Genomic DNA, 21195 nt, shown 5'->3' with positions numbered 1-21195 from the left:
TTATAATAGATATGGATAATAAAATAAAAAAGCTAGGCCCGCTCTAAAGGAACCTAGCTAAATTAACTTAAACGGAATACGCTCCATCCCAAACTACCTTTTTAAAATGTTCAGCATCTGTATCGCCCTCTGTGCTGAAGAATAAAATCTTTGAGTCGGAATTAATTTGTAGTTGTTCTTTTAGTTGTGCGTATTCACTTTTTCTAACGAGTTCACTAACAGCACCTACTCCAACTGCACCAGATTCACCTGAAATTACTTGCGCATCATCTTTGATAGGCGCAGCTAAAATTCTCATTCCTTGGGCCGCGATATTGTCAGGACATGATAGAAATGCATCGGCATAATCCTTTAAAATCTCCCAACCTAGCGTACTTGGTTCACCGCATGCTAGTCCCGCCATAATTGTATCCATGTCGCCTTTTACGAAATGTAACGTTCCATCATTGGCTTCGGCTGTTTTAAATATGCAATCTGCTTTATCTGGTTCCACGACAACTGTAATTGGACGGTCGTCTCCATATACATTTGCAAAGAAGCCTTGAACTGCCGCTGCCATTGACCCCACGCCTGCTTGGATAAAGATATGAGTTGGCTTTTCGCCTGATTCTTTAAGCTGTTCATAAGCTTCAAAGGCCATCGTAATATATCCTTGCATAATTTTCTTCGGAATCTCTTCGTAGTTTTCCCAAGCCGTATCTTGAACTAGTACCCAGTTATTCTGCTCTGCATGTTGCGCCGCTAAGCGAACTGCATCATCATAGTTAACCTCCGTAATGGATGCATCTGAACCTTCGTTTTTAATATGGTTTAATCTTTCCTCAGATGACCCTTTTGGCATATAAACAACTGATTTTTGTTGTAGCTGTTTTGCTGTCCAAGCTACTCCTCTACCATGATTACCATCTGTTGCTGTAATGAATGTTAATTCTCCTAATCTTTCTTTCACTTCAGGTGAAACGAGCTTGTCATAGGTTAATTCATCTGGATTAATTTCTAACTTTTCAGCTAGGTAGTGTCCAATTGCAAAAGATCCACCTAATGCCTTGAAAGCATTTAAACCAAATCGATAGGATTCATCTTTTACGAAAATCTTTGAAACTCCCAGCTCTTTTGCTAGATTGTCTAAAACAGCTAACGGTGTCGGTTCATATTGTGGGAAGCTTTTATGGAACTTGTGAACATTATTTGCTTCTTCCAAATTTAAAAATTGAATATCAGTTTTCCCTTCAGTTTTGCGATCAAATTTAACTAATTTCAATTTGTTTTACCCCATTTCTTATATTATTTAGAAAGGCGTATCTGAACTATTTCTGCCAAAAATTCAGCACCAATCACTAAAACTTCATCATTATAATCATAGAGCTGGTTGTGTAGAGGAATCAATTCCTCTCCCTCATTTTTAACACCTAGGAAAACAAAACAGCCCGGAATGGTTTCGAGAAACTTACCGAAGTCCTCAGATGCCATAAATGGAGCACAATCACTGTTTGTATTTTTTTCACCAACAATGTTTTGCGCAGCCATTGTCGCGATCTTATTGCATTCATCCCAATTAATCGTAGGTGAAAATTCATGGGTATATTCAAACTCGCATTCAGCGCCATACATTTCGCAAATGCTTTCGCAAATTTTTCTCATTCGATCTTCAAGTAATTTTTGAACTTCCAGTTTAAAGCTTCTCGTATCCCCTTTGATTTCCACGTTTGAAGGAATTGCATTTCTAATTCCATCGGTGTGAATTTCTGTACATGACACCACTGCTGTTTCAATAGGGTCAAGATTTCTCGCAACGATTGTTTGTAGAGCAAGGATAATTTCTGCTGCGATAACTAAGGGGTCAACACTCATATGTGGACTCGATGCGTGGGCGCCTTTTCCCTTAATACGAATGACAAAGTTATCCTCACTAGCCATGATTGGACCTGGTCGAGTGTGAATCGTCCCAACAGGTAAATTAGGCATATTGTGTAATCCGTAAATTTCGTCTACTGGAAAGCGTTCAAACAATTTATCATTAATCATCGCTTCCGCACCTTTACCGATTTCTTCAGCAGGTTGAAAAATAAATCGAACTGTTCCATTAAAGTTTTTTCGTTCTGAAAGCAGTTTTGCAGCACCAAGTAGATTTGTCATATGTCCATCGTGACCACATGCATGCATTTTCCCAGGATGTTGCGAACGGTATGGATGATCTTTTATTTCATTTAAATTTAATGCATCCATATCCGCTCGTAACCCAATGACACCCTTACCATCTCCGACAGTAAGGTTAGCGACAACACCTGTACCACCGATATTTCCATGAACTTCTAGCCCCATCTTTTTCAGCTCTTCTGCAATATAAGCTGAAGTTTTCACTTCTTCAAATGCCGTTTCAGGATACTGATGCAAATGATAGCGCCATTCTACTAACTGTTGTTTCAAATCTATCATGTTTATACTCTACCTCCAACAAACTTACTCTTCTATACCTGTAAGATTACTCACCACATTAAGTAATACATTCGCTCCAGCTACCAAATCTGTGTCTTTCGTGTATTCCTTAGGATTGTGGCTTATCCCATCAACACTTGGAACGAAGATCATCGCAGTTGGACAAATTCGTGCAATCATTTGTGCATCGTGGCCCGCGCCAGATGTCATTCTTTTTGATGGAAGTCCTTGTTTACTAGCAGCTTCTTCAATCACGTTTACGATCTTTTCATCGAAAGTAACTGGTGAAAACCGAACGAGTTGCTCAGTTGAAATCGTTACTTCCTCTACTGCCGCTAGTTCTTTAAGGTAGTTTGCAAGTGCTTCTTCTTCCTGTTGTAATCTCTCTTCGTTCGGGTTACGTAAGTCAACTGTAAATGTTGCTAAAGCTGGAACTACATTTACTGCATTGGGTTCAAAACAAATCGTCCCAACTGTTGCTACAGTTTGTCCATTTGAAGCATTAGCACGATTTCTTAAATAAGTGATCACCCGCGCTGCCGCAAGTCCTGCATCATGACGCATTTCAGTTGGTGTCGTACCAGCATGGTTTGCAACCCCTGTAATCGTAATACGTTGCCATGAAATTCCTTGTAGATTTTCAACCGCTCCAATTGGAGTCCCTTCTTTATCTAAAATCGGACCTTGTTCAATATGAAGCTCAATGTATGCGTGAGGTTTAATAAAACCAGGCTCCTTCGAACCTGCGTAACCAATACGCTCAAGTTCCTTACCTAATACAGTGCCATCCGTACCTATTGAATTAAGTGCATCTTCAACAGAAAGCCCACCAGCATATACAAGAGAACCCATCATATCAGGCTGATAGCGAACACCTTCTTCATTTGTAAATGCGGCAACTGCGATTGGACGAGCTGGTTTAAACCTTTTCTCCTGCAAAGTTTTGATTACCTCAAGTCCTGAAAGCACCCCATAACAGCCGTCATACATTCCAGCGTTAATAACAGTGTCGATGTGCGAACCTAGCATAATTGGTTTTTCATATTTATTTTCTTCTGTAGTCCAAATTCCAAATATATTACCAATTCTATCAATTTCAACTTCCAAACCCGCTTCTTTTATCCAACTAATTAATTGGTCACGTCCAGCTTTATCTTCATCTGTAGCTGCTAATCTTGTACGTATATTGTCATTATCAAGACCAATACGTCCGAGTTCTTGAAGTCGTGAAAGTAGACGTGCAGAGTTGATTGTTTGAGGTATGTTAGTAGCTTTCATATATCTATCCCCTTTAAATAAATGTAACGATAATATCATGTTAATTGAATATTCTTAAAATTAATACTAATATTGAATAGAAAAATATAAATATATTGAGGTGGATGACATGCAAATGAAAAACTTCTTAATTGATGAAAATTTAAAAGAATTAACGAAGCATCAAACAGTCGTTTTGCCAATTGCATGTTATAAAACGACCATCAATCAACATATACATGGCCACATTCCACTCCATTGGCATGATGAAATTCAATTTGTATACATCGTTAAAGGGGAAGCTATTTTTCAAGTGAATGAAGAATGGATTGCTGTCAAACAAGGAGATGGATTATTTATTAATAGTGAATGCTTACACATGGCAAAAGATAAAGAGCAATCGGACTGTGTCTATATTTGCCTAAATGTTTCACCTTATTTTATTTTGTCTCCAGAGCTTTTTACGAGGTATGTTAAACCGTATATTCAAGCGACCAATTTACCCTATTTATACATTGATGCACAGAAAAACTGGGGGAAAAACATTTTAGAGGCAATTTTAAAAATTTATCAATATATTGAGCAAACTCCACCTTACTATGAAATGGACATAACGATGCAATTAACATACATTTGGAAAAATTTAATCGATAACGGATTTAAATTAGAATATGTTCAGACAGAAATCGTAAAAAGTCAGAGAATGAAGCAAATGCTCAGTTGGATCCATGAGCATTATGCAGAAAAGATAAAGCTAGAGGATATCGCTCGTGCAGGCCAGTTGAGCCGTTCGGAATGTTGTCGCTATTTTAAACGTTACTTAAAATGTTCACCTGTCAATTATGTGATTGATTATCGTATTCAAAAAAGCATCTCCCTATTACAACAAGAAAATTACACAATTACCGATGTTGCTTACCAGGTTGGTTTTAATAGTACAAGTTATTTTATTAAGGAATTTAGAAGTTCTATGGGGATGACTCCGTTAGCGTATAAGAAGAACTTTAGCTACTAAAAGTACTTGGAAAATGTAAAAACGCCAAAACCCTTATTTCTTAGGGTTTTGACGTGCCTATTTTATATTTTAAAATGATTCACTTTACTTTGTAGTTTTTCAGCAAGTTCTGCTAACGATTGTGCATTTGTTGTGATTTCCTCTGTTGTTGCTAATTGTTCCTCTGTTGCAGAGTTTGTTTCGTTTGCACTTTCTGCTGCTTTTTTAGCTAATTGTTGTACTTGCTCTTCATTGTTTGTGATTGATTCAGCCTTAGCATGAATTTCTCCAATTGCGCTAGCCACCGATTCAACTCTAGTAATAACATCCCCAACACTAGCTTCTATATTACTAAACACTTGTAGGGATTCAGTAGTCTTTACTATCCCTTCTTTTACTTTAAATCCTCCAGATGAGATTGCTTTTACACCATCACTAGAAGCTGTTTGTATTAGTTTAATCATGCTTTCGATTTCGGAAGCTGACTGTTTCGACTGTTCTGCTAGTTTACGAACTTCTTCAGCAACTACTGCAAAACCTTTACCATATTCCCCTGCACGGGCTGCTTCAATTGCAGCGTTTAAAGCTAGAAGGTTTGTTTGCTCGGAAATGTCAGTTATAAGTGATGTTACTTTTTGAATATCATCTGAATGCTTTGCCATATTCTCCATAATATCTGTTGCTTCCTCAAACGTAATATGAATCATATTCATTTGGTTGGCCACGTTTGAAACTACAGCAGAACCTTTTGTAACCAGTGTCTGCACACCATCCGTTGCATTGAGCATTTCCTCATTGTCCTTTGAAATTTGTGCAACACTATCGTTTAGCTCTGCCAATGAGTTTACAGATAGATTAATATACTCTACCTGCTGTTTCCCTAAGGATTTTTGCTGTTCAGAAGTCACCGCTACCATTTGAGAAGAAGCTAAACTTTCTTCAGCACTCGCTGAAAGCTGCTCAGCATTTGCCGCAAGCTGTAGAGATGATTCACGGACACCTGACACAATACTTTGTAAATCCACTAGCATCTTATTATAAGTAGCTGCCATTACGCCAACTTCATCTTTATTTTTAATATGTATCGGCTGAATTAGTAAATTACCTGCTGCAATTTCCTCTAATCCAGTAGTTATTTTCTTCACAGGGTTTGCAATTCCTCTACTTATGAAGTATGCAATCAATAAACCAACTACTATACTTAACAATGAAACTACAGTAACAAATAACAACATATTGCGCTGATAATCCTCAAGAGTCTCTATGGTCTTTGCTGAATTTTGTTCCTGAAGTAGAATCAATTGATCTAATGTATCTAGGATCTTTGTGTTTAATTCTACCGAGTTTGCTGCATGGCTGGTAAAATCTTGACCATTTGTTCTCAGTTCAATTATTTTTTCATTTGATTCAAATAATTTTACTGTTTCTGTTTGGATTACTTGTAATAATTGTTTAGATTCTTCATCTGTCGTCATTTCAATTAATGCTTTCGCATAATTTGTTCCTTCTTCAATGCCTTTTTCAAATTTGTCCATTGCCATGTTTTCTCCAAGCATCGCTGCGTCATCACCGAACATGACAAATTCTAATATAGCCGTCGCCAAATCTTTTTGAAAAGACTTTAATACCTTCTGCAAGATCCACTTTCTTTAAATCTACATTGATGATTTCTTTATATCTATCGGTTACAGTAAATAGAAAAATCATACTAAGTGCACTTACTATCAAAAGTAATGTAAGTAAAGAAGAAAAACCAAGCCACATTTTTTTAGATATTGTTAACTTCATCATTTCATTCCCTTTTTTGTTATTTATTTTAATTATTCTCAAATAATGATTATAATCTATTTAGAAACTATATTGTATCTTTAATTTACCCACAAAAAAAAGCAACGGTTATTCCGTTACTTCTTCGGCTTCATTTTCATCCGCAATCACTGTTCGATCTGACAATTCATTTTCATACACTGTTTTTCTTTTGTTGGCCGTTTTACGATTATTCCATATCTCAAACGACACTATCGTTCTGCTGAGTAATTCCCTTTCATGTACCGTTTTTATAGAATTAGCTACATCCTTACTCACTGACTTTTTTGCAGATGCCTCTCCTACAGTTCCAGCACCAACCAATAACGATATCCCTAATACAAATCCCAACCCTTTGTGTTTCATCACAATCCCTCATTTCAATTTTGTAAAATTCATGAGAGTTAATTCATATGATGTTTTTACTATAATACCATTAAACTTCATCTTTTGTAATTATCTGACATTAAAATAAAACATACAAAAAAGAGTGCCAATAAGTTTGACACCCTTTTTTTGACGATTTTAGTGGTCTTCACATTTAATTTTAAATAACTAAACTAACAATGATTGATGAAAGAACGCTGACAAGTGTGGCACCGTATAAAAGTTTCAAACCAAAACGCGCGACTGTATTTCCTTGCTTTTCATTGAGCCCCTTAACAGCTCCGGCAATAATACCAATTGATGCGAAGTTGGCAAAGGATACTAAGAATACAGAAAGAATACCCATTGTACGTTCGCTAAATTCATAATTCCCTCCAGATAAATCTAACATCGCAACAAATTCGTTTGTCACTAATTTAGTGGCCATTAAAGAACCAGCACTCACAGCCTCAGATAGTGGAATCCCCATAATGAAGGCAACTGGAGCAAAGATATAACCTAAAAGTTCTTGGAAAGAAATATTGATCACTAGCTCAAACAAATAATTAAACCCTGCAATTAAAGCAGTGTAACCAATTAACATGGCTCCAACGGCAATGGCAACTTTAAAACCATCCATGATATATTCCCCGAGCATCTCGAAGAAGGATTGCTTTTCATGATCTTTAACTTCCAATATATCTTCTTTTGGATCTACATCATATGGATTAATCAATGTAGCAATGATAAAACCGCCAAATAAGTTTAACACTAAAGCAGTAACAATATATTTTGGTTCTAACATTGTCATGTAAGCACCGACGATGGCCATTGATACAGTTGACATCGCTGAAGCACATAATGTGTATAAACGTTGTTTGGATAATATTCCTAGTTGTTTTTTCACGGTAATGAACACTTCAGATTGTCCAACCATTAACGATGCTACAGCATTATATGATTCAAGTTTTCCCATCCCGTTTACTTTACTTAAAATAAAACCGATCCATTTCATAAGGAAAGGTAAAATTCGTAAGTGTTGTAGAATTCCAATTAATGCGGAAATGAATACAATTGGTAGCAAAACATTTAAGAAGAATGGTGACTCTCCCTCATTTGCTAAGCCACCAAATACGAAAGCAATCCCTTCGTTCGCAAATTCAAGCAGCTTAGTAAATACAGCAGCGATACCTTTCGTAATAATTAATCCAAATTCTGTATTTAACAAGATCACAGTTAATATAATTTGAATGATAATCATTGTGATCACTGGTTTAATTTTTATCTTTTTTCGATTGGTGCTAGCAATCCAAGCTAGAAACAATACGATAAAAATACCTAAAATCGAAATAACATATTGCATATGTAACCTCCTGATGATTTAATATGTGCGCGCTTACAATGGAAGTTACCACTATACTACCGTTCGAAATAGTAACCTCTTTTCACTTCAATTGCAATGAATATTTTGCGAATATTAGCGGAAAACAAATAAACAGTTTATTCAAAAGAATATCTATTTTGAAGTTTAACCTGATTTTAAAATTTTACGCTTAGTATAGATAGTGGGTAGGATTTAAATTCTTCAAAACATTAGAATTTTTCAACCGGAATTTTCTTATGGATAGAAGTGTGCTGTTTTCGAAATAGATTCTCTTACATAACATAAAAAAGCTTAACCTTGATTTAGTTAAGCTTTTTCCCTATATTTCAAACCCAATTATCATTAAACCATATAAGCCGAATAATAATAATGTTAGTCCTGAATGACGATTAACAAATCTTAAAGAAAAATTTGAGCGGTTCGCAACAATTCCCGCTATGTAACTTAGCAATAGCCACCATAATGCTGATCCTAAAAATACTCCTAATACTAATATTAGGCCAAGATTATTTGAATTATTATTTGATAATCCAAGTCCTGAAAAAATTGCAATGAAAGATAAAATCGTTACTGGGTTAGTTATCGTTAAGAAAAATGTCGATGCATAAGCAGTAAAAGGTTTATTTCTTTTCCAGTTTGTTAAACGGAACATATTACTAAGAATTATTTCAAATAATAACAGTAGAAAGGATGGGTTATTATTGGGTTTAAGGTTTCGTAAAAGTTTCAAAGTTGCACCAGGGGTTAGAATTAATGTAGGTAAAAAAAGTACAGGAATAAGTTTTGGCGGAAAAGGAATGCGTTACAGCATTAATAGTAGTGGTAGACGGACAACGAGTATCGGAATCCCAGGATCAGGCCTTTCGTATGTTACGACAAAAACATCTGGGAAATCTTATAAAACTAGAGCCTATCAAACAAATCAACGTCTAAAGAGTATAGAAAGAGCGATTCAAAAAGAGCAAGAACTTGAACGTGCAAAATTTGAAGTTGAGTTATATGAAAACCAATGTGAACTTGTAAAGTCAATTCATAAAGAATGTGACGATGAAGTGAATTGGTCAAGTATTGTGTCTGGTCCTCCCCCTTTTCAATTAGGTGAGGTCGGTCCGAGAGAAAAAGAAGCAATGATAAAATATCAAAATTACAAACCAGGATTTTTTGAACGGTTATTTAAAAAAGAAGAGAAAGCTCGAACTCAATTAGCAAACCAAATTGAGATTGAAAAAGTGGAAGATCAAAAAGCCTATGAATTATGGGAAGAGCTTGTTGAATTAGCGAAGAAAGTACTCGCTGGTGATATCAATACATATTTCCGTGTGCTTGAAGAAATGGACCCACTAGCTGATTTAGCTGAATTCGGAAGTGGTTTTGAGTTCTCTACAGATGACCCCTCATACATGGAAGTAGAATTTGATGTTCACTCAGACAAACTAATCCCAAAAGAAGAAAAGAAATTAACGAAAACAGGAAAACTATCCACAAAGCCATTGAGCAAAACCCGCTACTATGAACTGCAACAAGATTACGTTTGTAGCTGTATCCTTCGCATCGCCAGAGATTTATTCGCCTTACTTCCACTAGAAACAGTTATTATCCATGCTTACGATGAATTCCTTAACACTGAAACAGGGCACGAAGAAAGAATACTAATCGTTTCTGTAAAAATAGAACGATCTATATTAAATTCTTTAAATTTGGATTATATCGATTGCTCGGATTCGATGAATAACTTTGAGCATAATATGAGGTTTTTGAAGACGAAGGGGTTTCATGCTGTAGAAAAGATTAACAAGTGAGGTTTTTTCTACTCTAGTATAATAACAAAATCCAGTTCTGAGCTCTGTTGGTACCAGAACTGGATTCATTTTATTTGGAGGCTAGCAATCTCGTATCTCCAATTTTTCTATCCATGTAAATATTCTTCTCGTTTGGTTGATTAAAAATGGTGGCTTTTTACTTTTGTAAAATTGTATAACTTCATCTAATAATGAAACATAATAGGATTTTTCCATTTTCGAGAAATCAAGTATTTTCGGAGATTTTCCATGATAGTGCACAATTCCACCGAATTGATCAGTCCAGTCATATTCCCCACGAAAAATTGCACGGCGACCATCTTCAAATTGCAACTCGACGATTTCATAATGCTTAAAACACTTTCTTTTTAAATGAATTAGTTCACAATTAAATAATGTATCCAACCATTCTAAACTATGAATTCCATACCAATAGTAGCCTGGCATTTTCTCTTGTAATGGTAAGGGACCATACGCATATACAAAATCAAAATCATTACCGATTTCCTTTAATATCTCACTAAAACGTAAACTAGAAGAGGAAAAAATAGGTGTTTGATACTTTTCTGATTGTTTTACAATTAAGTCGAAATTGTCCAAACCAATGGTCATTGGTTTGTCTATGAAAATGGGCTTTTGGAAGGAAACTATCTTTACAAACCAATCTAAATGATTTCTTCCATCAACCGTCATAATCCACCAAGCGTCGACTCTAGCATTTAGTTCCTGAATAGATTTATATTCAGGTATTAAATAAGAATGTAGTACTTGTTTATACTTTTCTGCTCGGTTTCGACTAATCGGCAAATCCTCTGAATAGCATTCTATAAAACCAACAAATTTTGCATCATTAACATAATATGGATGTTCAATATCATGTAACATACTAGAGAAAATCTCAACGTGTGATGTATCATTACCAATCAAACCTATATTCACGATATTGCCCCCTTAAATATATAGCATTGTCTTGGCCTACCTCTACCATTTACCTTTTCTAACCCATAAACTTCAATCAAATCCGAATCCATCCAACTGGATATAATACGATTGGCTGTACGTTTTGTAACGTTTAAATTGATCGCTACTTCATCTGAAGTAAAATAACTTAGATTGTTTTTAAGTATATAAGTCTTAATTTTTTCAATCTGCTTGTTTTGAAACTCTTTTTCGTTATCTGTTAGATGGTACACGGTAGGGATATTAATAATAATTGGACCTATTACTTTTCTTGCTTCATTGACTATAAATGCAATATTTGATGAATGTTGTTTACATTGTCTCACTGCCAAATCTGCATGAAACACTGAGACGGGTATAGACATGCCAAATCCAACACCTAAACTTATCCTCAACTCTTGGTATTGATTAATTTCTTTAAAAATATTTAATATTTTATATCCTTCTGTAATTCGCTCGAAATCACCACGGTAAGCAATAAAATGATATTCCGCTTCACTAACCGGAATAATGTATCCATACATTTCATCAACGAAGTGATATAGTGCTCTTTCTAATTTATATTTAATACGGGCTTTTTTATTTAACGTTTGTACAGTTTTTTCTGTATATTCTATAATAAATTTTCCGTAAATCATCTGGTTCTCTCTTTGCCTTCTTTGTGAAGAAGACAATAAGATACGTTCAATACAAACGATAATATCTTGTTGTGTAGGTTTTAACCAAACCACAGGAAGTCCTTTCTCATCAAGCGCATCCTTGACCTTCTTTATGGAAGTAATAATTCCTATATTAGAACGACCATTTACAGCCTCAAAATGACGTTGCACGATTTTTTCGTACTCGTCTAAAATTCCTAAATGTTCTACTATGTCATATTCAATTCCATTTATTTGATCCAGAACACTCTGTATATACTCTTTAGCTAGTCCATCAATACTAATGTATTCAATTTGATAATCTTTCACTAAGTAGAATAATGCTTCATAAAAGCCTGATCCTTTTAAAGGCAAATAGTATGACTTTATTGCTTGATTTAAATTGTTGTTCACTAATAAGTAAGTTGCACGGCTAGAATATAGAATACAGTCTACTTCATTCATTATTTCTTCTGTAAATGGAATAGCATCATATATATCATCTGACAATCGATAAATGACCTCTATATTGGGAAACATTGAGAAGCTACTTTTCATCATTTTTTCTATCCAATTTGGACCAATAAAGCCAACCTTCAGCATTCAAACCACCTTCCAAATAAAAAATAATCGAATGATTCTATCATAAACCATTCGATTACTAATTTATTAAATTCTAGTAGAGTTATTTATTAAGAATTGTTTTACAAATTCATCGTCATTTAAATGTGGATATAATTCATACACTTCATCAATTAACTCTAATTGCCCTTTACTCAATACCTCTCGATCACTCAAACAAATATTTGAACGAATTAACCCTTGACGTCGTAATATCTCGTTTATACCAGCAATGCTACCTTTAAATTGATTTCGAGAGTCAAAAAATGCTGCATTTACATGAGTTATTTGTTGAGCAACTGTCATCCATTTTGAGTTAAGCGCTTCTTTTTCTCGTTCTTCTTTAATTTCACGGAAAAGTTCAACTGCTTTCGAAGTCCATGCTGCCCAATGGCCAAGTAGACCACCAACAATTCTTTTCTTACGAAGCTTACCTGCTACTTCCTCTTCAAAGACCGTGAATAGGTCATGTACAATTGCATCGTCATTCCCTGTATATAGCGCTATTTCGTCGTGACGACTTGAATGCATTACAGCCCTCGCAACATCAATCGTTAAATAACGATCAAATGGTGCAATTTTAATGGCAAATACATTTGGAATTTCACAAAATTGTTTCCAATACTCTGTACTAAAAACGCGACCACCAACGCTAGTTTGTAGATAAAAACCGATGATTGGAATAATTGATGCAACTTCCTTTGCTCTTTCCAACAGTTCTTCTTCTGAAAAATGGGAGAGTCCATTATTACTTAATAGTACAAGATCGTATCCAAGATCTTTAACAAATTGTGCTTCTTTCTTAGCTTGTTCTACATCCCCACTTACACCTGCAACTTTAATGAAATCAGCAGATGCATTTGCTTGGATTTCTTCCAAAGCAGTTGATAGAACCTTTTGATAAAAAGAAAAATCATCATGTATTTCAAATTGTGTTGTATGAACTCCGACCGCTAATCCATCTACCCCAGACTCAATATAATATTGAGTGAGACGTCGTTGTGAAAGCTCGTCAAACGTTTTATCTTCAAATAGTGCTAATGGATGGGCTGGAATAAATGCTCCGTCCATTAGTTTGTCTTTAACTACTTTACTAAGCACTTAAAACTGCCCCTTTCTCTCTTGGAAATGGCTTGGTTTATTTAATAGCTCACCATCGTTTTGAATCCAGTTTGCTATTAATTCGATTAATTCTCTAATCGAAACAGAGGGGTACCCGAAGATTCGATGAGCTTTTGTAGCGTTACTTAATAATGCTGTTTCCGCTTCTTCCCCTATAATTATTGCTTCCTTTTCAAAATACTTTGCAAATTCATTTGCCACCCATTTTACTGATAATATCTCTGGACCGGTAGCGTTGAAAATAGTTGGTGGTGTCGATGCATGAATTAATGACCTGATTGCGTACTCATTTGCACTACCTTGCCAAATAACATTTACATGACCCATTGTGACATCCACCGGTTCGCCATTATAAACAGATTTTGCAACTTCCAACAAAACACCATACCTAAGGTCGATTGCATAGTTTAATCTAAAAATTGACATTGGCGTTTTATCTCTATGAGAAAAATACGTGAATACTCGCTCTCTTCCTAAGCATGACTGACCGTATTCTCCAACTGGATCTGGCGAAACCAATTCATCACATCCGCCTAGTTTTACATCCGATAAAGGATAGACATTCCCTGTAGAGAAAATGACCATTCTAGATCCTTTATAATGCTCTGCTACGCGGCCAGGTAGATAACTATTCATAGCCCAAGTGAAATGTTCGTTACCAGCTGTTCCAAATTTATTACCTGCCATATAAATAACGTTTTTAACAACAGGTAACTCTCGGAGCTCAGAGTCATTTAATAAGTCACAAGAAATCGTTTCAATCCCTTTTGAATTGAGCTGTATTTTCAAATCATCATTAGAAAACCTAGATACACCTATTACTCTTTGATTTGTACCTGCTTCATCAATAGCATTTTTTAATAAATATGCTAGAGTAGGACCCATTTTCCCACCAATTCCAAGAATAATAAAATCACCATCAAGTTTTTTCACATCTTCTATTAACGTTTTAGATGGGATTGACATAAATTCTTCAAGTTGTTCAACAGTAGTTACCATAATAAATCCCCCTTTTATTTTAAGAATATATTTATAAAGTTATTAACTGCTAGATAGATTAGTAGTAATAGACCAATGATTCCAAGTGCATTGCTGAAGATTCTATTTTTCATATCACCCATAATTTCTTTCGAATTGGCAATGAATAAAATTGCAATTGCGATAAATGGTACAACGAAAATTGTCACACCTTGTGCAAAAGTAATTAAGTTCACTGGGTTACCATCAAAGATTAATGCAATGCTAGATCCGAAAAGCATAACAGCAATGATAGAAATTTTTACTTTTAAAGATGATAATTGATGTCCTAAACCAAGACCATCTGCTAATAACCCACCACCAATTGTGGCATTTCCTATTAATGAGGAATAAGAAGCACCAAATAAACCAAGAACAAAGACAAATACAGCAAAGCTTCCAAATGAAGGTTTTAGAATATCTGCCATTTCAATCGCGTTATTAACCATGATACCTTCAGGATATAAAACTGTTGCAGCAGTGATCATAATTAAAAATGAAATAAAACCTAATAAGAAAATGCCAAATATGGATTCAAACATACTTGCTTTTGCATTTGCTTGGACTACTCCTTTTTCACGAACTAAATAAGATTGATATATTGCACCAACAATTGAGAACGAAGTTGCAATAAGACCTATTACTAGTGCCATACTTCCATCAGGGAATTTTGGAACAAAACCACTAAAAACATCAGTAATAGAAGGTTTAACGATAATTAAAGTAATTAAAAATGAGAACAACATAACAATAACTAAAGCCAACATTAACTTTTCTAGTATTCTATAAAATGAACTAAAGAATAATAGAGCAACCCCTAATAAAGTAGCGACAACGATCCAAACTTTTGAATTAACACCAGTCACTGCTTCGATAGCAATACCTGTCCCAATAGCATTCCCTGCTTGGAAAGATGAACAAACTAAAAATGCACCTATCCCGATAAAGACTCCTGCAAATTGGCCCCATTTTTCCTTTACAAGATTAATAAATGTACTTTTCCCTGCAATCCCGATTCTAGCGGCCATCTCTGTGTAACATGCCATTAATATGACTGCCACAATAATTGACCAGACTAATTCCGTTCCATAAATTGCACCGATTTTAGAGTTCAATGTAATTGAACCTGGCCCCAAAACTAATGCTGAAGTAATTAAACCAGGACCTAAAATCTTTAAAAATTTTGAAAATCCATTTCCGCTACTTGGTTTAGAATCTGAAACTGTAACTTCTTTTTCTTTTGTAACCATAATGCCATCCCCCTTTTGCCTGAGTATTCTTTATTCAAATTTATCAAAAAATTCCCAATAGTGACACGTCCTTAATTCGTCCTTAATTCACAATTGTTACTTTCAAGGAAGATTAAATAATGCATTGTTTCCTAATACTTTTCCATAAAAAAATTCCTCAAAATGTGTATTCTGAGTAAATTTTTTAGACCTATTTTATTCATGGAGTTTTTTTATTGAAATGTTTTCCATGATTTAATTGTTAATCTGACCTTTGAACTTTATCCAACTCATTAAATTCAGAATTTTCTTACTTAATAGAGGTATTTTCAATCATTAATTTGGAGAGAGTAGTAATGAATACCTAAAAGGGAGGAATTTAAATGGAAGTTAATATGAGTGTTGATGAGGTTGTTAGTAAAATTGCTGAGTTGGTGAAAAAAGAAGGCCAGCCCCTTCGAAAAAAACAAATAAAGAAAACAAATCCAGAATTAATGAGAAATGCATTATTTTATTTCCCAAGTTGGGAAGATGCAATTGAGAGAAGCACTAAATCATTAAACAGCTAAGGGAAAACATTATAAAAGGTTGGAAACGTGTGTTTCCAACCTTCTTTTTTTTGTATTCTCTGTGTATTAATTTTTAGTTCATAACCTATTAGTAATTATAAACAGCACTTTTAAAATCTTCCGGAGATGACAACGCATCGTTTAATAGATTGTTCTTCACTAGTGATACGTAAATTGCAGCTGCCTCTGCCTGACAATTAATAGATTTATGCGGATTAAACTCTATATCAGTAAACCCATCATAGTCTACTATTTTTTCTCCTAAATCAGGATGAGTAGACAAAGTATTAATGTATAGCCAGTTATAGAAGAATGTTTTTGGGTTTATAGGAAATTCCCTATCAAAATATCTGAAAGCTATAAGGTTTCCACTTTCTTTTAATCTCGTATCCCTCTTTGCTTCCTTTGAGCTTTTTTCATATAAATCATAAAATGGACCTGCAAGTTCAAATACCTTGCTTGCCTGGAATGCAGTTTCTACACTAAAATTCATGTTATTCTTTTTAATGATTAAATTAAATGCACTAAGTTCTATACCAAATTGTTCAGTTGACTTACTTGATATTTCAAGAAGTTTAATTTCCGGGAACTTTTCTCTAGCACGATCATGTAAGGAGTGGATGGATCTTTGCTTTTGTTTCAAAGAAAAACCTGAAAACCATTCAAATTCGATTAATTCCCTTTTAAATAACATTGAAGATTTGGGACTTGAAATGAAAATTGGTCTCTTCGCCAAGACATTTCCTCCTTGTTTCGCCATTTACATTTGGGTTACTACCATCCTCGCTCCTGCATACGTTCATTTACATTTAATGTAGCAATGTCAATTCCCTTCATCGGTGTTCCAAGTTCCTTAGAAATTTCAGCAATTAATTTATAGTCTTTGTAATTTGTTGTAGCTTCGACAATGGCACGTGCAAATTTCTCAGGATTCTCTGATTTAAATATGCCAGAACCAACAAAAACTCCATCAGCTCCTAATTCCATCATTAGCGCTGCATCTGCTGGTGTTGCAACTCCTCCTGCAGCAAAATTCACAACTGGTAAACGACCTAACCGTTTAATTTCCAGTAATAATTCAAATGGGGCTCCTAAATTTTTTGCTTCTGTCATTAATTCATCCGTACTCATCCCAACGACACGACGTACTTGAGCATTCACTTTTCGAATATGACGAACTGCTTCGACGATGTTCCCTGTACCTGGTTCACCTTTTGTACGAAGCATAGAAGCTCCTTCTCCAATACGTCGCGCAGCTTCTCCTAAGTCACGGCAACCACAAACAAATGGCACGGTAAAATCGCTCTTTAGTAAATGGAATTCCTCATCAGCTGGTGTTAAAACTTCACTTTCATCAATATAGTCAACACCCATTGCCTCTAGTACACGCGCTTCAACAATATGACCGATGCGTGCTTTTGCCATAACTGGGATCGTTACTGCGCCTATTACTTCTTCCACAATTCGAGGATCAGCCATACGAGCAACACCGCCAGCTTTACGAATATCTGATGGTACCTGTTCTAGTGCCATTACTGCCACTGCACCTGCTGCCTCTGCTATTTTTGCTTGTTTAGCATTGATGACGTCCATAATAACGCCACCCTTTTGTATTTCTATTCCACTTTTTACCCTATCTGTTCCAACTTGTATCATGTAAATAACCTCCATTCCTATAATAATTTTAGTTTAGTATTAATTGACCACTTGAAAAGTGCCAATTTTACAAAAAATATTAAGGTCAGTTACAGTTGATACTAGAAGATAGCTGTCCCGCCCACATTCCTATCAATTATTAATTCAAGAGAAATAAATATAGAATGTAAACATCATAGATATTATTATCCCAACTCCGAGAATTGAAAAACCTATCCATTTAAAGTCGTCTACTTTTTGAACTCTTAGATATTCTTTATAGCTGATTTCTCCCTTCGCAAATTTTAAACCGATTTCATCTGGATTAATTGTAAAAGAGTTATTTTTATCATCTTTTAAAATTATTTTTGTAATTAAATTATTTTTATTAAATTGTATAGGTTCGAATTGGGGTTCCCAACAATATCCCTCTTGAAATTCAACTCTCGCTACTTTCAACAATGTACTTTTGCTTATTTCCTCATAAATACGGTTTGATTGATTTTCGATGAAATCGTTATTGACACACATATTCTCACCTCACGTTTCAATTTGTATGGACCTTGTGCTTTGTTTTATTTATTCTATGCTGAAACTATAATACTTCTAGTATTTTAGTAAACAATATTACTTTAGAGAAGTTTGTCCCATGGGATGTTGTGAATCATTTGATACAGGGAAATGTTTTTCTGCATATGAAACCCCTCCAATAAAATAAAATGAAATCAAAATCGTAAGGACGAGGGGCGTTACAAACCAATACTTACTATTTGTTTCTTTAGAAATAATTTTAAATAAAAATATCGTCGAAATCGAAAGGAATAAAAAAATACGAACTAATGTAACACCCTGATCTTGTCTTATCATCTCACCTAACATGGCTCCCATCATACCACCCATGATTCCCGCCATCACACCATCTAACACCGACAATATCCCAAAATTACTTCCACACAATAATCCTACAAAGATGCCTATGAATATTGACAACATCGTTGAAAGATATAAATCCCCTTGATAAGTAACTCCCAAAAGAACCCCAACCGTTAAACTTAAATTCATACTAAAATACATCGAAATCATCATCCCTTCCATGGAAGAGATTTTTCGTTTAGCTATTCTCGATTGTATAAATACAGTAATTGTTATTACGAGAAGTGATCCTAAAATAAATAGTTGGTAATACCCCATCCAACTCTCCTTTTTTTGTAGGTTTTTAATTCTCTATAAAATATACTATATACCCCGAGATGGTATGCGTATAAATCAAGAATCAATATTCATTCCATATTAATAATTTAGATAGCTAGGGAAACAATATAGATTGGCTAATATTTAAACTAATTATAGGAGGTCATTATGGAGAATAATAAATTTGTATCAGTGATTTTTATGATAATTTTAGTGTTGATGTTATCTGCTTGGACAAACAGTGAAAGCCAGAATAGTTCCGATGAAACAATAAATACGGGCTATAACACTATTAAATTGAGCGATATTCCTTCTGGTTCTGCACAAGTCCCTGAAGGTTTAAAAGTAGTAAAAAATCCAACTTATAAAGTTGGTAGTCAAATAATCGTTCAAGCTGACCATATGAAGGGAATGTACGGTGCGAAAGGAACAGTCGTTGGTGCTTATGATACGACGGCATATGCTGTTACTTACACTCCGACTACGGGAGGGCCTATAGTAAAAAATCATAAATGGGTGATTCAAGAGGAAATTAAAAATGCTGGTACTAAAACCCCGGAGCCTGGAACAGAAGTTACTATAGAAGCAAACCACAAAGAAGGTATGAAAGGGGCAAAAGGAACGATTGATTTAGCTGAGCATACAACAGTTTATATGATTGATTACTTCCCTACTACTGGAGGACCAATGGTGAAAAATCATAAGTGGGTTATTGAAAGTGAACTTTCACCAGAATAGTAACCACAACGTTTCATTTTAAGTGAAACAGCCTCGATTCAACAAGAATCGAGGCTAACTATATTTAAATTAAACTCCATATTTCCGTTTCAAATGAAATACAATACCAACGGATGCAATTAATACTATTATGAAACTAAAAACTTTTGTATCGAAGGCCATCATTTTATCAACTTCATTATTTGACGAGTTTGCCAGTTCAACGGAATGATTTATTTCACCGGTATTTATTTCCCCTGTATTTATTTTCTCCAGTTGATAAGAAGCAACTACTATTCCTTCTTGATTCACTAGATTCAATTTCCCGTCACTTTCTATTTTTTGAACAATTTTATCATTTACAATGGCTGTAGTAGTCAGTGCTTCATTGTTTATAAATTCTTCATTACCAACCGTAAATGTTGTGCCTTCCTCTACAGAAGTGGTTGTGAAATTTTCAAAGCTAAAGTCTAACAGCTTGAGTGTGTCCTGATAGGATTGTTCTTCATAATAACTATTTAAAGTAATGACAATTAAGCTCAAATTATCTTTTTCAGCTGTTGTAGCTAAAGTAAACCCAGATTCGTTGACGTAACCAGTTTTCCCACCAGTAACGCCTTCATATGGAAATTCGCCTTTAAGGATCTTATGATGAGTGATGAGTGTTGTGTCCCACGCCTCACCATTCCAGACAAATTCTTTCGCTCCAAAGATATTTCTGAAAGTTTCATTTTTCATAGCGTATTGAGTGATTTTTGCTAAATCTTTGGCTGTTGTAGTATGTTCTGCATCAAATAGACCATGTGGGTTCACAAAATGTGTGTCTCGCACACCAATAACTTTTCCCAAATAACGATTTAATTCGATTCCAAATTTTTCGACGTTCCCGCTCATGTGCTCTGCAATCGCAACTCCCGCATCATTGCCAGAGTTAATTAAAAGTCCTTGAACAAGCTTTTCCAACGAAACTTTTTCCCCTTCTTCTAAATACACTCTAGTTCCGTCTACATTTCTAGCATTGTCACTGACAGTCACGACATCATTTAAATTACCCTTTTCAATCGCATAGATAGCTGTAGCAATTTTCGTTAAGCTTGCCGGATACATTTGCTGTTTAGCATTTTTTTCATATAACACTTGTCCACTATTTGCTTCTAATACAATTGCCGCTTCACTTATCAATTTTGGTGAAGATGGCTCATCTTGAGCGTAGGTTTTTAATGTTATGAATGAATTGATCACTATTAAAGTGATCATTAGTAAAATAATTTTTCTCATATTCCCTCTCCCAATAATACATGTATAAAGAATATACCTTTTTTATTGTATATGAAGAAAGTAAAAAGGTTTAGGGAATTCACCATAACTTATTCTTTTTGTAATTATTGAAATATGATAATTAAACATTTCAGACCATGATTTAAAGGATTTCTGTAAAAATTCAGGTCTTCATT

General features: G+C 34.8%; 21 protein-coding genes. 4 read left to right on the top strand and 17 right to left on the bottom strand.

The features are described 5' to 3' along the window. Positions 1 to 67: 67 nt before the first annotated feature. From dpaL to CRO45_RS12405, 3 genes are read right to left on the bottom strand one after another with little or no spacing between them, the layout of a single operon-like run. Entirely contained in the window at positions 68 to 1261 is a 1194-nt protein-coding gene (gene dpaL, locus CRO45_RS12415) for a diaminopropionate ammonia-lyase (RefSeq protein WP_097149969.1), read from the bottom strand. 23 nt (positions 1262 to 1284) lie between these two features. Beyond that, a complete protein-coding gene (locus CRO45_RS12410) occupies positions 1285 to 2436 on the bottom strand; it encodes a M20 aminoacylase family protein (protein WP_235864589.1) in 1152 nt (383 codons plus the stop codon). 24 nt (positions 2437 to 2460) lie between these two features. Beyond that, the gene (locus tag CRO45_RS12405; protein WP_097149967.1) at positions 2461 to 3714 is read right to left on the bottom strand and encodes a Zn-dependent hydrolase; all 1254 of its coding nucleotides are present in this window, start codon (positions 3712 to 3714) and stop codon (positions 2461 to 2463) included. 109 nt (positions 3715 to 3823) lie between these two features. Between CRO45_RS12405 and CRO45_RS12400 the strand changes: the two genes are divergently transcribed. Further along, entirely contained in the window at positions 3824 to 4708 is an 885-nt protein-coding gene (locus CRO45_RS12400; protein ID WP_097149966.1) for an AraC family transcriptional regulator, read from the top strand. Positions 4709 to 4770: 62 nt separating this feature from the next. On the opposite strand, the gene CRO45_RS12395 is transcribed toward CRO45_RS12400, so the two are convergent. The 4 genes from CRO45_RS12395 to CRO45_RS12375 all read right to left on the bottom strand — a co-directional run bounded on the left by CRO45_RS12395 (position 4771) and on the right by CRO45_RS12375 (position 8973). Then, positions 4771 to 6324, bottom strand: a complete 1554-nt coding sequence (locus tag CRO45_RS12395) for a methyl-accepting chemotaxis protein (RefSeq protein ID WP_141400331.1) — start codon at positions 6322 to 6324, stop codon at positions 4771 to 4773. A 259-nt stretch (positions 6325 to 6583) separates the two neighbouring features. Continuing rightward, a complete protein-coding gene (locus CRO45_RS12385; RefSeq protein ID WP_097149963.1) occupies positions 6584 to 6859 on the bottom strand; it encodes a hypothetical protein in 276 nt (91 codons plus the stop codon). Between the two features lie 181 nt (positions 6860 to 7040). Continuing rightward, positions 7041 to 8222: a NupC/NupG family nucleoside CNT transporter gene (locus CRO45_RS12380; protein WP_097149962.1), complete on the bottom strand. Its 1182-nt coding sequence runs from the start codon at positions 8220 to 8222 to the stop codon at positions 7041 to 7043. A gap of 340 nt (positions 8223 to 8562) precedes the next feature. Continuing rightward, a complete protein-coding gene (locus tag CRO45_RS12375) occupies positions 8563 to 8973 on the bottom strand; it encodes a LysE family transporter (RefSeq protein ID WP_235864588.1) in 411 nt (136 codons plus the stop codon). Between CRO45_RS12375 and CRO45_RS12370 the strand changes: the two genes are divergently transcribed. Next, positions 8945 to 10042 (top strand): DUF4236 domain-containing protein, encoded by a 1098-nt coding sequence (locus tag CRO45_RS12370; protein WP_097149961.1) that lies wholly within the window; start codon positions 8945 to 8947, stop codon positions 10040 to 10042. The two genes, CRO45_RS12375 and CRO45_RS12370, sit on opposite strands and share 29 nt — an antisense overlap. Positions 10043 to 10123: 81 nt before the next feature. On the opposite strand, the gene CRO45_RS12365 is transcribed toward CRO45_RS12370, so the two are convergent. From CRO45_RS12365 to CRO45_RS12345, 5 genes are all read right to left on the bottom strand, one after another. Next, complete coding sequence (locus CRO45_RS12365) at positions 10124 to 10981, bottom strand: Gfo/Idh/MocA family oxidoreductase (RefSeq protein ID WP_097149960.1); 858 nt, start codon at positions 10979 to 10981, stop codon at positions 10124 to 10126. After that, positions 10978 to 12243 (bottom strand): hypothetical protein, encoded by a 1266-nt coding sequence (locus CRO45_RS12360; protein WP_097149959.1) that lies wholly within the window; start codon positions 12241 to 12243, stop codon positions 10978 to 10980. Before CRO45_RS12360 ends, CRO45_RS12365 begins: the two co-directional genes overlap by 4 nt. A 66-nt stretch (positions 12244 to 12309) precedes the next feature. After that, positions 12310 to 13362 (bottom strand): dihydrodipicolinate synthase family protein, encoded by a 1053-nt coding sequence (locus CRO45_RS12355; RefSeq protein WP_212613429.1) that lies wholly within the window; start codon positions 13360 to 13362, stop codon positions 12310 to 12312. Next, on the bottom strand, positions 13363 to 14382 hold the full coding sequence (locus CRO45_RS12350) for an NAD-dependent epimerase/dehydratase family protein (protein ID WP_097149958.1): 1020 nt from the start codon (positions 14380 to 14382) through the stop codon (positions 13363 to 13365). Positions 14383 to 14396: 14 nt separating this feature from the next. After that, positions 14397 to 15650, bottom strand: a complete 1254-nt coding sequence (locus CRO45_RS12345) for an Nramp family divalent metal transporter (RefSeq protein ID WP_097149957.1) — start codon at positions 15648 to 15650, stop codon at positions 14397 to 14399. A gap of 362 nt (positions 15651 to 16012) precedes the next feature. On the opposite strand from CRO45_RS12345, the gene CRO45_RS12340 reads away from it, so the two are divergent. Continuing rightward, on the top strand, positions 16013 to 16198 hold the full coding sequence (locus CRO45_RS12340; RefSeq protein ID WP_097149956.1) for a hypothetical protein: 186 nt from the start codon (positions 16013 to 16015) through the stop codon (positions 16196 to 16198). 88 nt (positions 16199 to 16286) lie between these two features. Here the strand turns inward: CRO45_RS12340 and CRO45_RS12335 are convergent, their stop codons facing one another. The 4 genes from CRO45_RS12335 to CRO45_RS12320 all read right to left on the bottom strand — a co-directional run bounded on the left by CRO45_RS12335 (position 16287) and on the right by CRO45_RS12320 (position 19024). Beyond that, positions 16287 to 16934, bottom strand: a complete 648-nt coding sequence (locus tag CRO45_RS12335) for a DarT1-associated NADAR antitoxin family protein (protein WP_170949487.1) — start codon at positions 16932 to 16934, stop codon at positions 16287 to 16289. 38 nt (positions 16935 to 16972) lie between these two features. Next, positions 16973 to 17854 (bottom strand): pyridoxal 5'-phosphate synthase lyase subunit PdxS, encoded by an 882-nt coding sequence (gene pdxS, locus CRO45_RS12330; RefSeq protein ID WP_170949486.1) that lies wholly within the window; start codon positions 17852 to 17854, stop codon positions 16973 to 16975. Positions 17855 to 17998: 144 nt separating this feature from the next. Continuing rightward, positions 17999 to 18364, bottom strand: a complete 366-nt coding sequence (locus CRO45_RS12325; RefSeq protein WP_097149955.1) for an SH3 domain-containing protein — start codon at positions 18362 to 18364, stop codon at positions 17999 to 18001. Positions 18365 to 18460: 96 nt separating this feature from the next. Further along, positions 18461 to 19024, bottom strand: a complete 564-nt coding sequence (locus CRO45_RS12320) for a hypothetical protein (RefSeq protein ID WP_097149954.1) — start codon at positions 19022 to 19024, stop codon at positions 18461 to 18463. A gap of 168 nt (positions 19025 to 19192) precedes the next feature. Here CRO45_RS12320 and CRO45_RS12315 point away from each other — a divergent pair, with 168 nt between their 5' ends. After that, positions 19193 to 19762, top strand: coding sequence for a YdhK family protein (locus CRO45_RS12315; protein ID WP_097149953.1), 570 nt, complete (start codon positions 19193 to 19195; stop codon positions 19760 to 19762). A 69-nt stretch (positions 19763 to 19831) separates the two neighbouring features. Here the strand turns inward: CRO45_RS12315 and CRO45_RS12310 are convergent, their stop codons facing one another. Next, on the bottom strand, positions 19832 to 21019 hold the full coding sequence (locus CRO45_RS12310) for a D-alanyl-D-alanine carboxypeptidase family protein (protein WP_097149952.1): 1188 nt from the start codon (positions 21017 to 21019) through the stop codon (positions 19832 to 19834). Positions 21020 to 21195 lie beyond the last annotated feature (176 nt).

This window comes from Ureibacillus acetophenoni (assembly GCF_900220965.1).
Lineage (GTDB): Bacteria > Bacillota > Bacilli > Bacillales_A > Planococcaceae > Ureibacillus > Ureibacillus acetophenoni.
Note: the sequence above shows the minus strand (reverse complement) of the source record. Positions and strands in the feature narration are given on the sequence as shown.

Excerpts from the sequence above, each read along its gene's own strand:
- CRO45_RS12410 (WP_235864589.1), bottom strand. The coding sequence starts at position 2,436 with ATGATAGATTTGAAACAACAGTTAGTAGAATGGCGCTATCATTTGCAT.
- CRO45_RS12405 (WP_097149967.1), bottom strand. The coding sequence starts at position 3,714 with ATGAAAGCTACTAACATACCTCAAACAATCAACTCTGCACGTCTACTT.
- CRO45_RS12400 (WP_097149966.1), top strand. The coding sequence starts at position 3,824 with ATGCAAATGAAAAACTTCTTAATTGATGAAAATTTAAAAGAATTAACG.
- CRO45_RS12385 (WP_097149963.1), bottom strand. The coding sequence starts at position 6,859 with ATGAAACACAAAGGGTTGGGATTTGTATTAGGGATATCGTTATTGGTT.
- CRO45_RS12380 (WP_097149962.1), bottom strand. The coding sequence starts at position 8,222 with ATGCAATATGTTATTTCGATTTTAGGTATTTTTATCGTATTGTTTCTA.
- CRO45_RS12360 (WP_097149959.1), bottom strand. The coding sequence starts at position 12,243 with ATGCTGAAGGTTGGCTTTATTGGTCCAAATTGGATAGAAAAAATGATG.
- CRO45_RS12350 (WP_097149958.1), bottom strand. The coding sequence starts at position 14,382 with ATGGTAACTACTGTTGAACAACTTGAAGAATTTATGTCAATCCCATCT.
- CRO45_RS12345 (WP_097149957.1), bottom strand. The coding sequence starts at position 15,650 with ATGGTTACAAAAGAAAAAGAAGTTACAGTTTCAGATTCTAAACCAAGT.
- CRO45_RS12340 (WP_097149956.1), top strand. The coding sequence starts at position 16,013 with ATGGAAGTTAATATGAGTGTTGATGAGGTTGTTAGTAAAATTGCTGAG.
- pdxS (WP_170949486.1), bottom strand. The coding sequence starts at position 17,854 with ATGATACAAGTTGGAACAGATAGGGTAAAAAGTGGAATAGAAATACAA.
- CRO45_RS12325 (WP_097149955.1), bottom strand. The coding sequence starts at position 18,364 with ATGTGTGTCAATAACGATTTCATCGAAAATCAATCAAACCGTATTTAT.
- CRO45_RS12320 (WP_097149954.1), bottom strand. The coding sequence starts at position 19,024 with ATGGGGTATTACCAACTATTTATTTTAGGATCACTTCTCGTAATAACA.
- CRO45_RS12315 (WP_097149953.1), top strand. The coding sequence starts at position 19,193 with ATGGAGAATAATAAATTTGTATCAGTGATTTTTATGATAATTTTAGTG.
- CRO45_RS12310 (WP_097149952.1), bottom strand. The coding sequence starts at position 21,019 with ATGAGAAAAATTATTTTACTAATGATCACTTTAATAGTGATCAATTCA.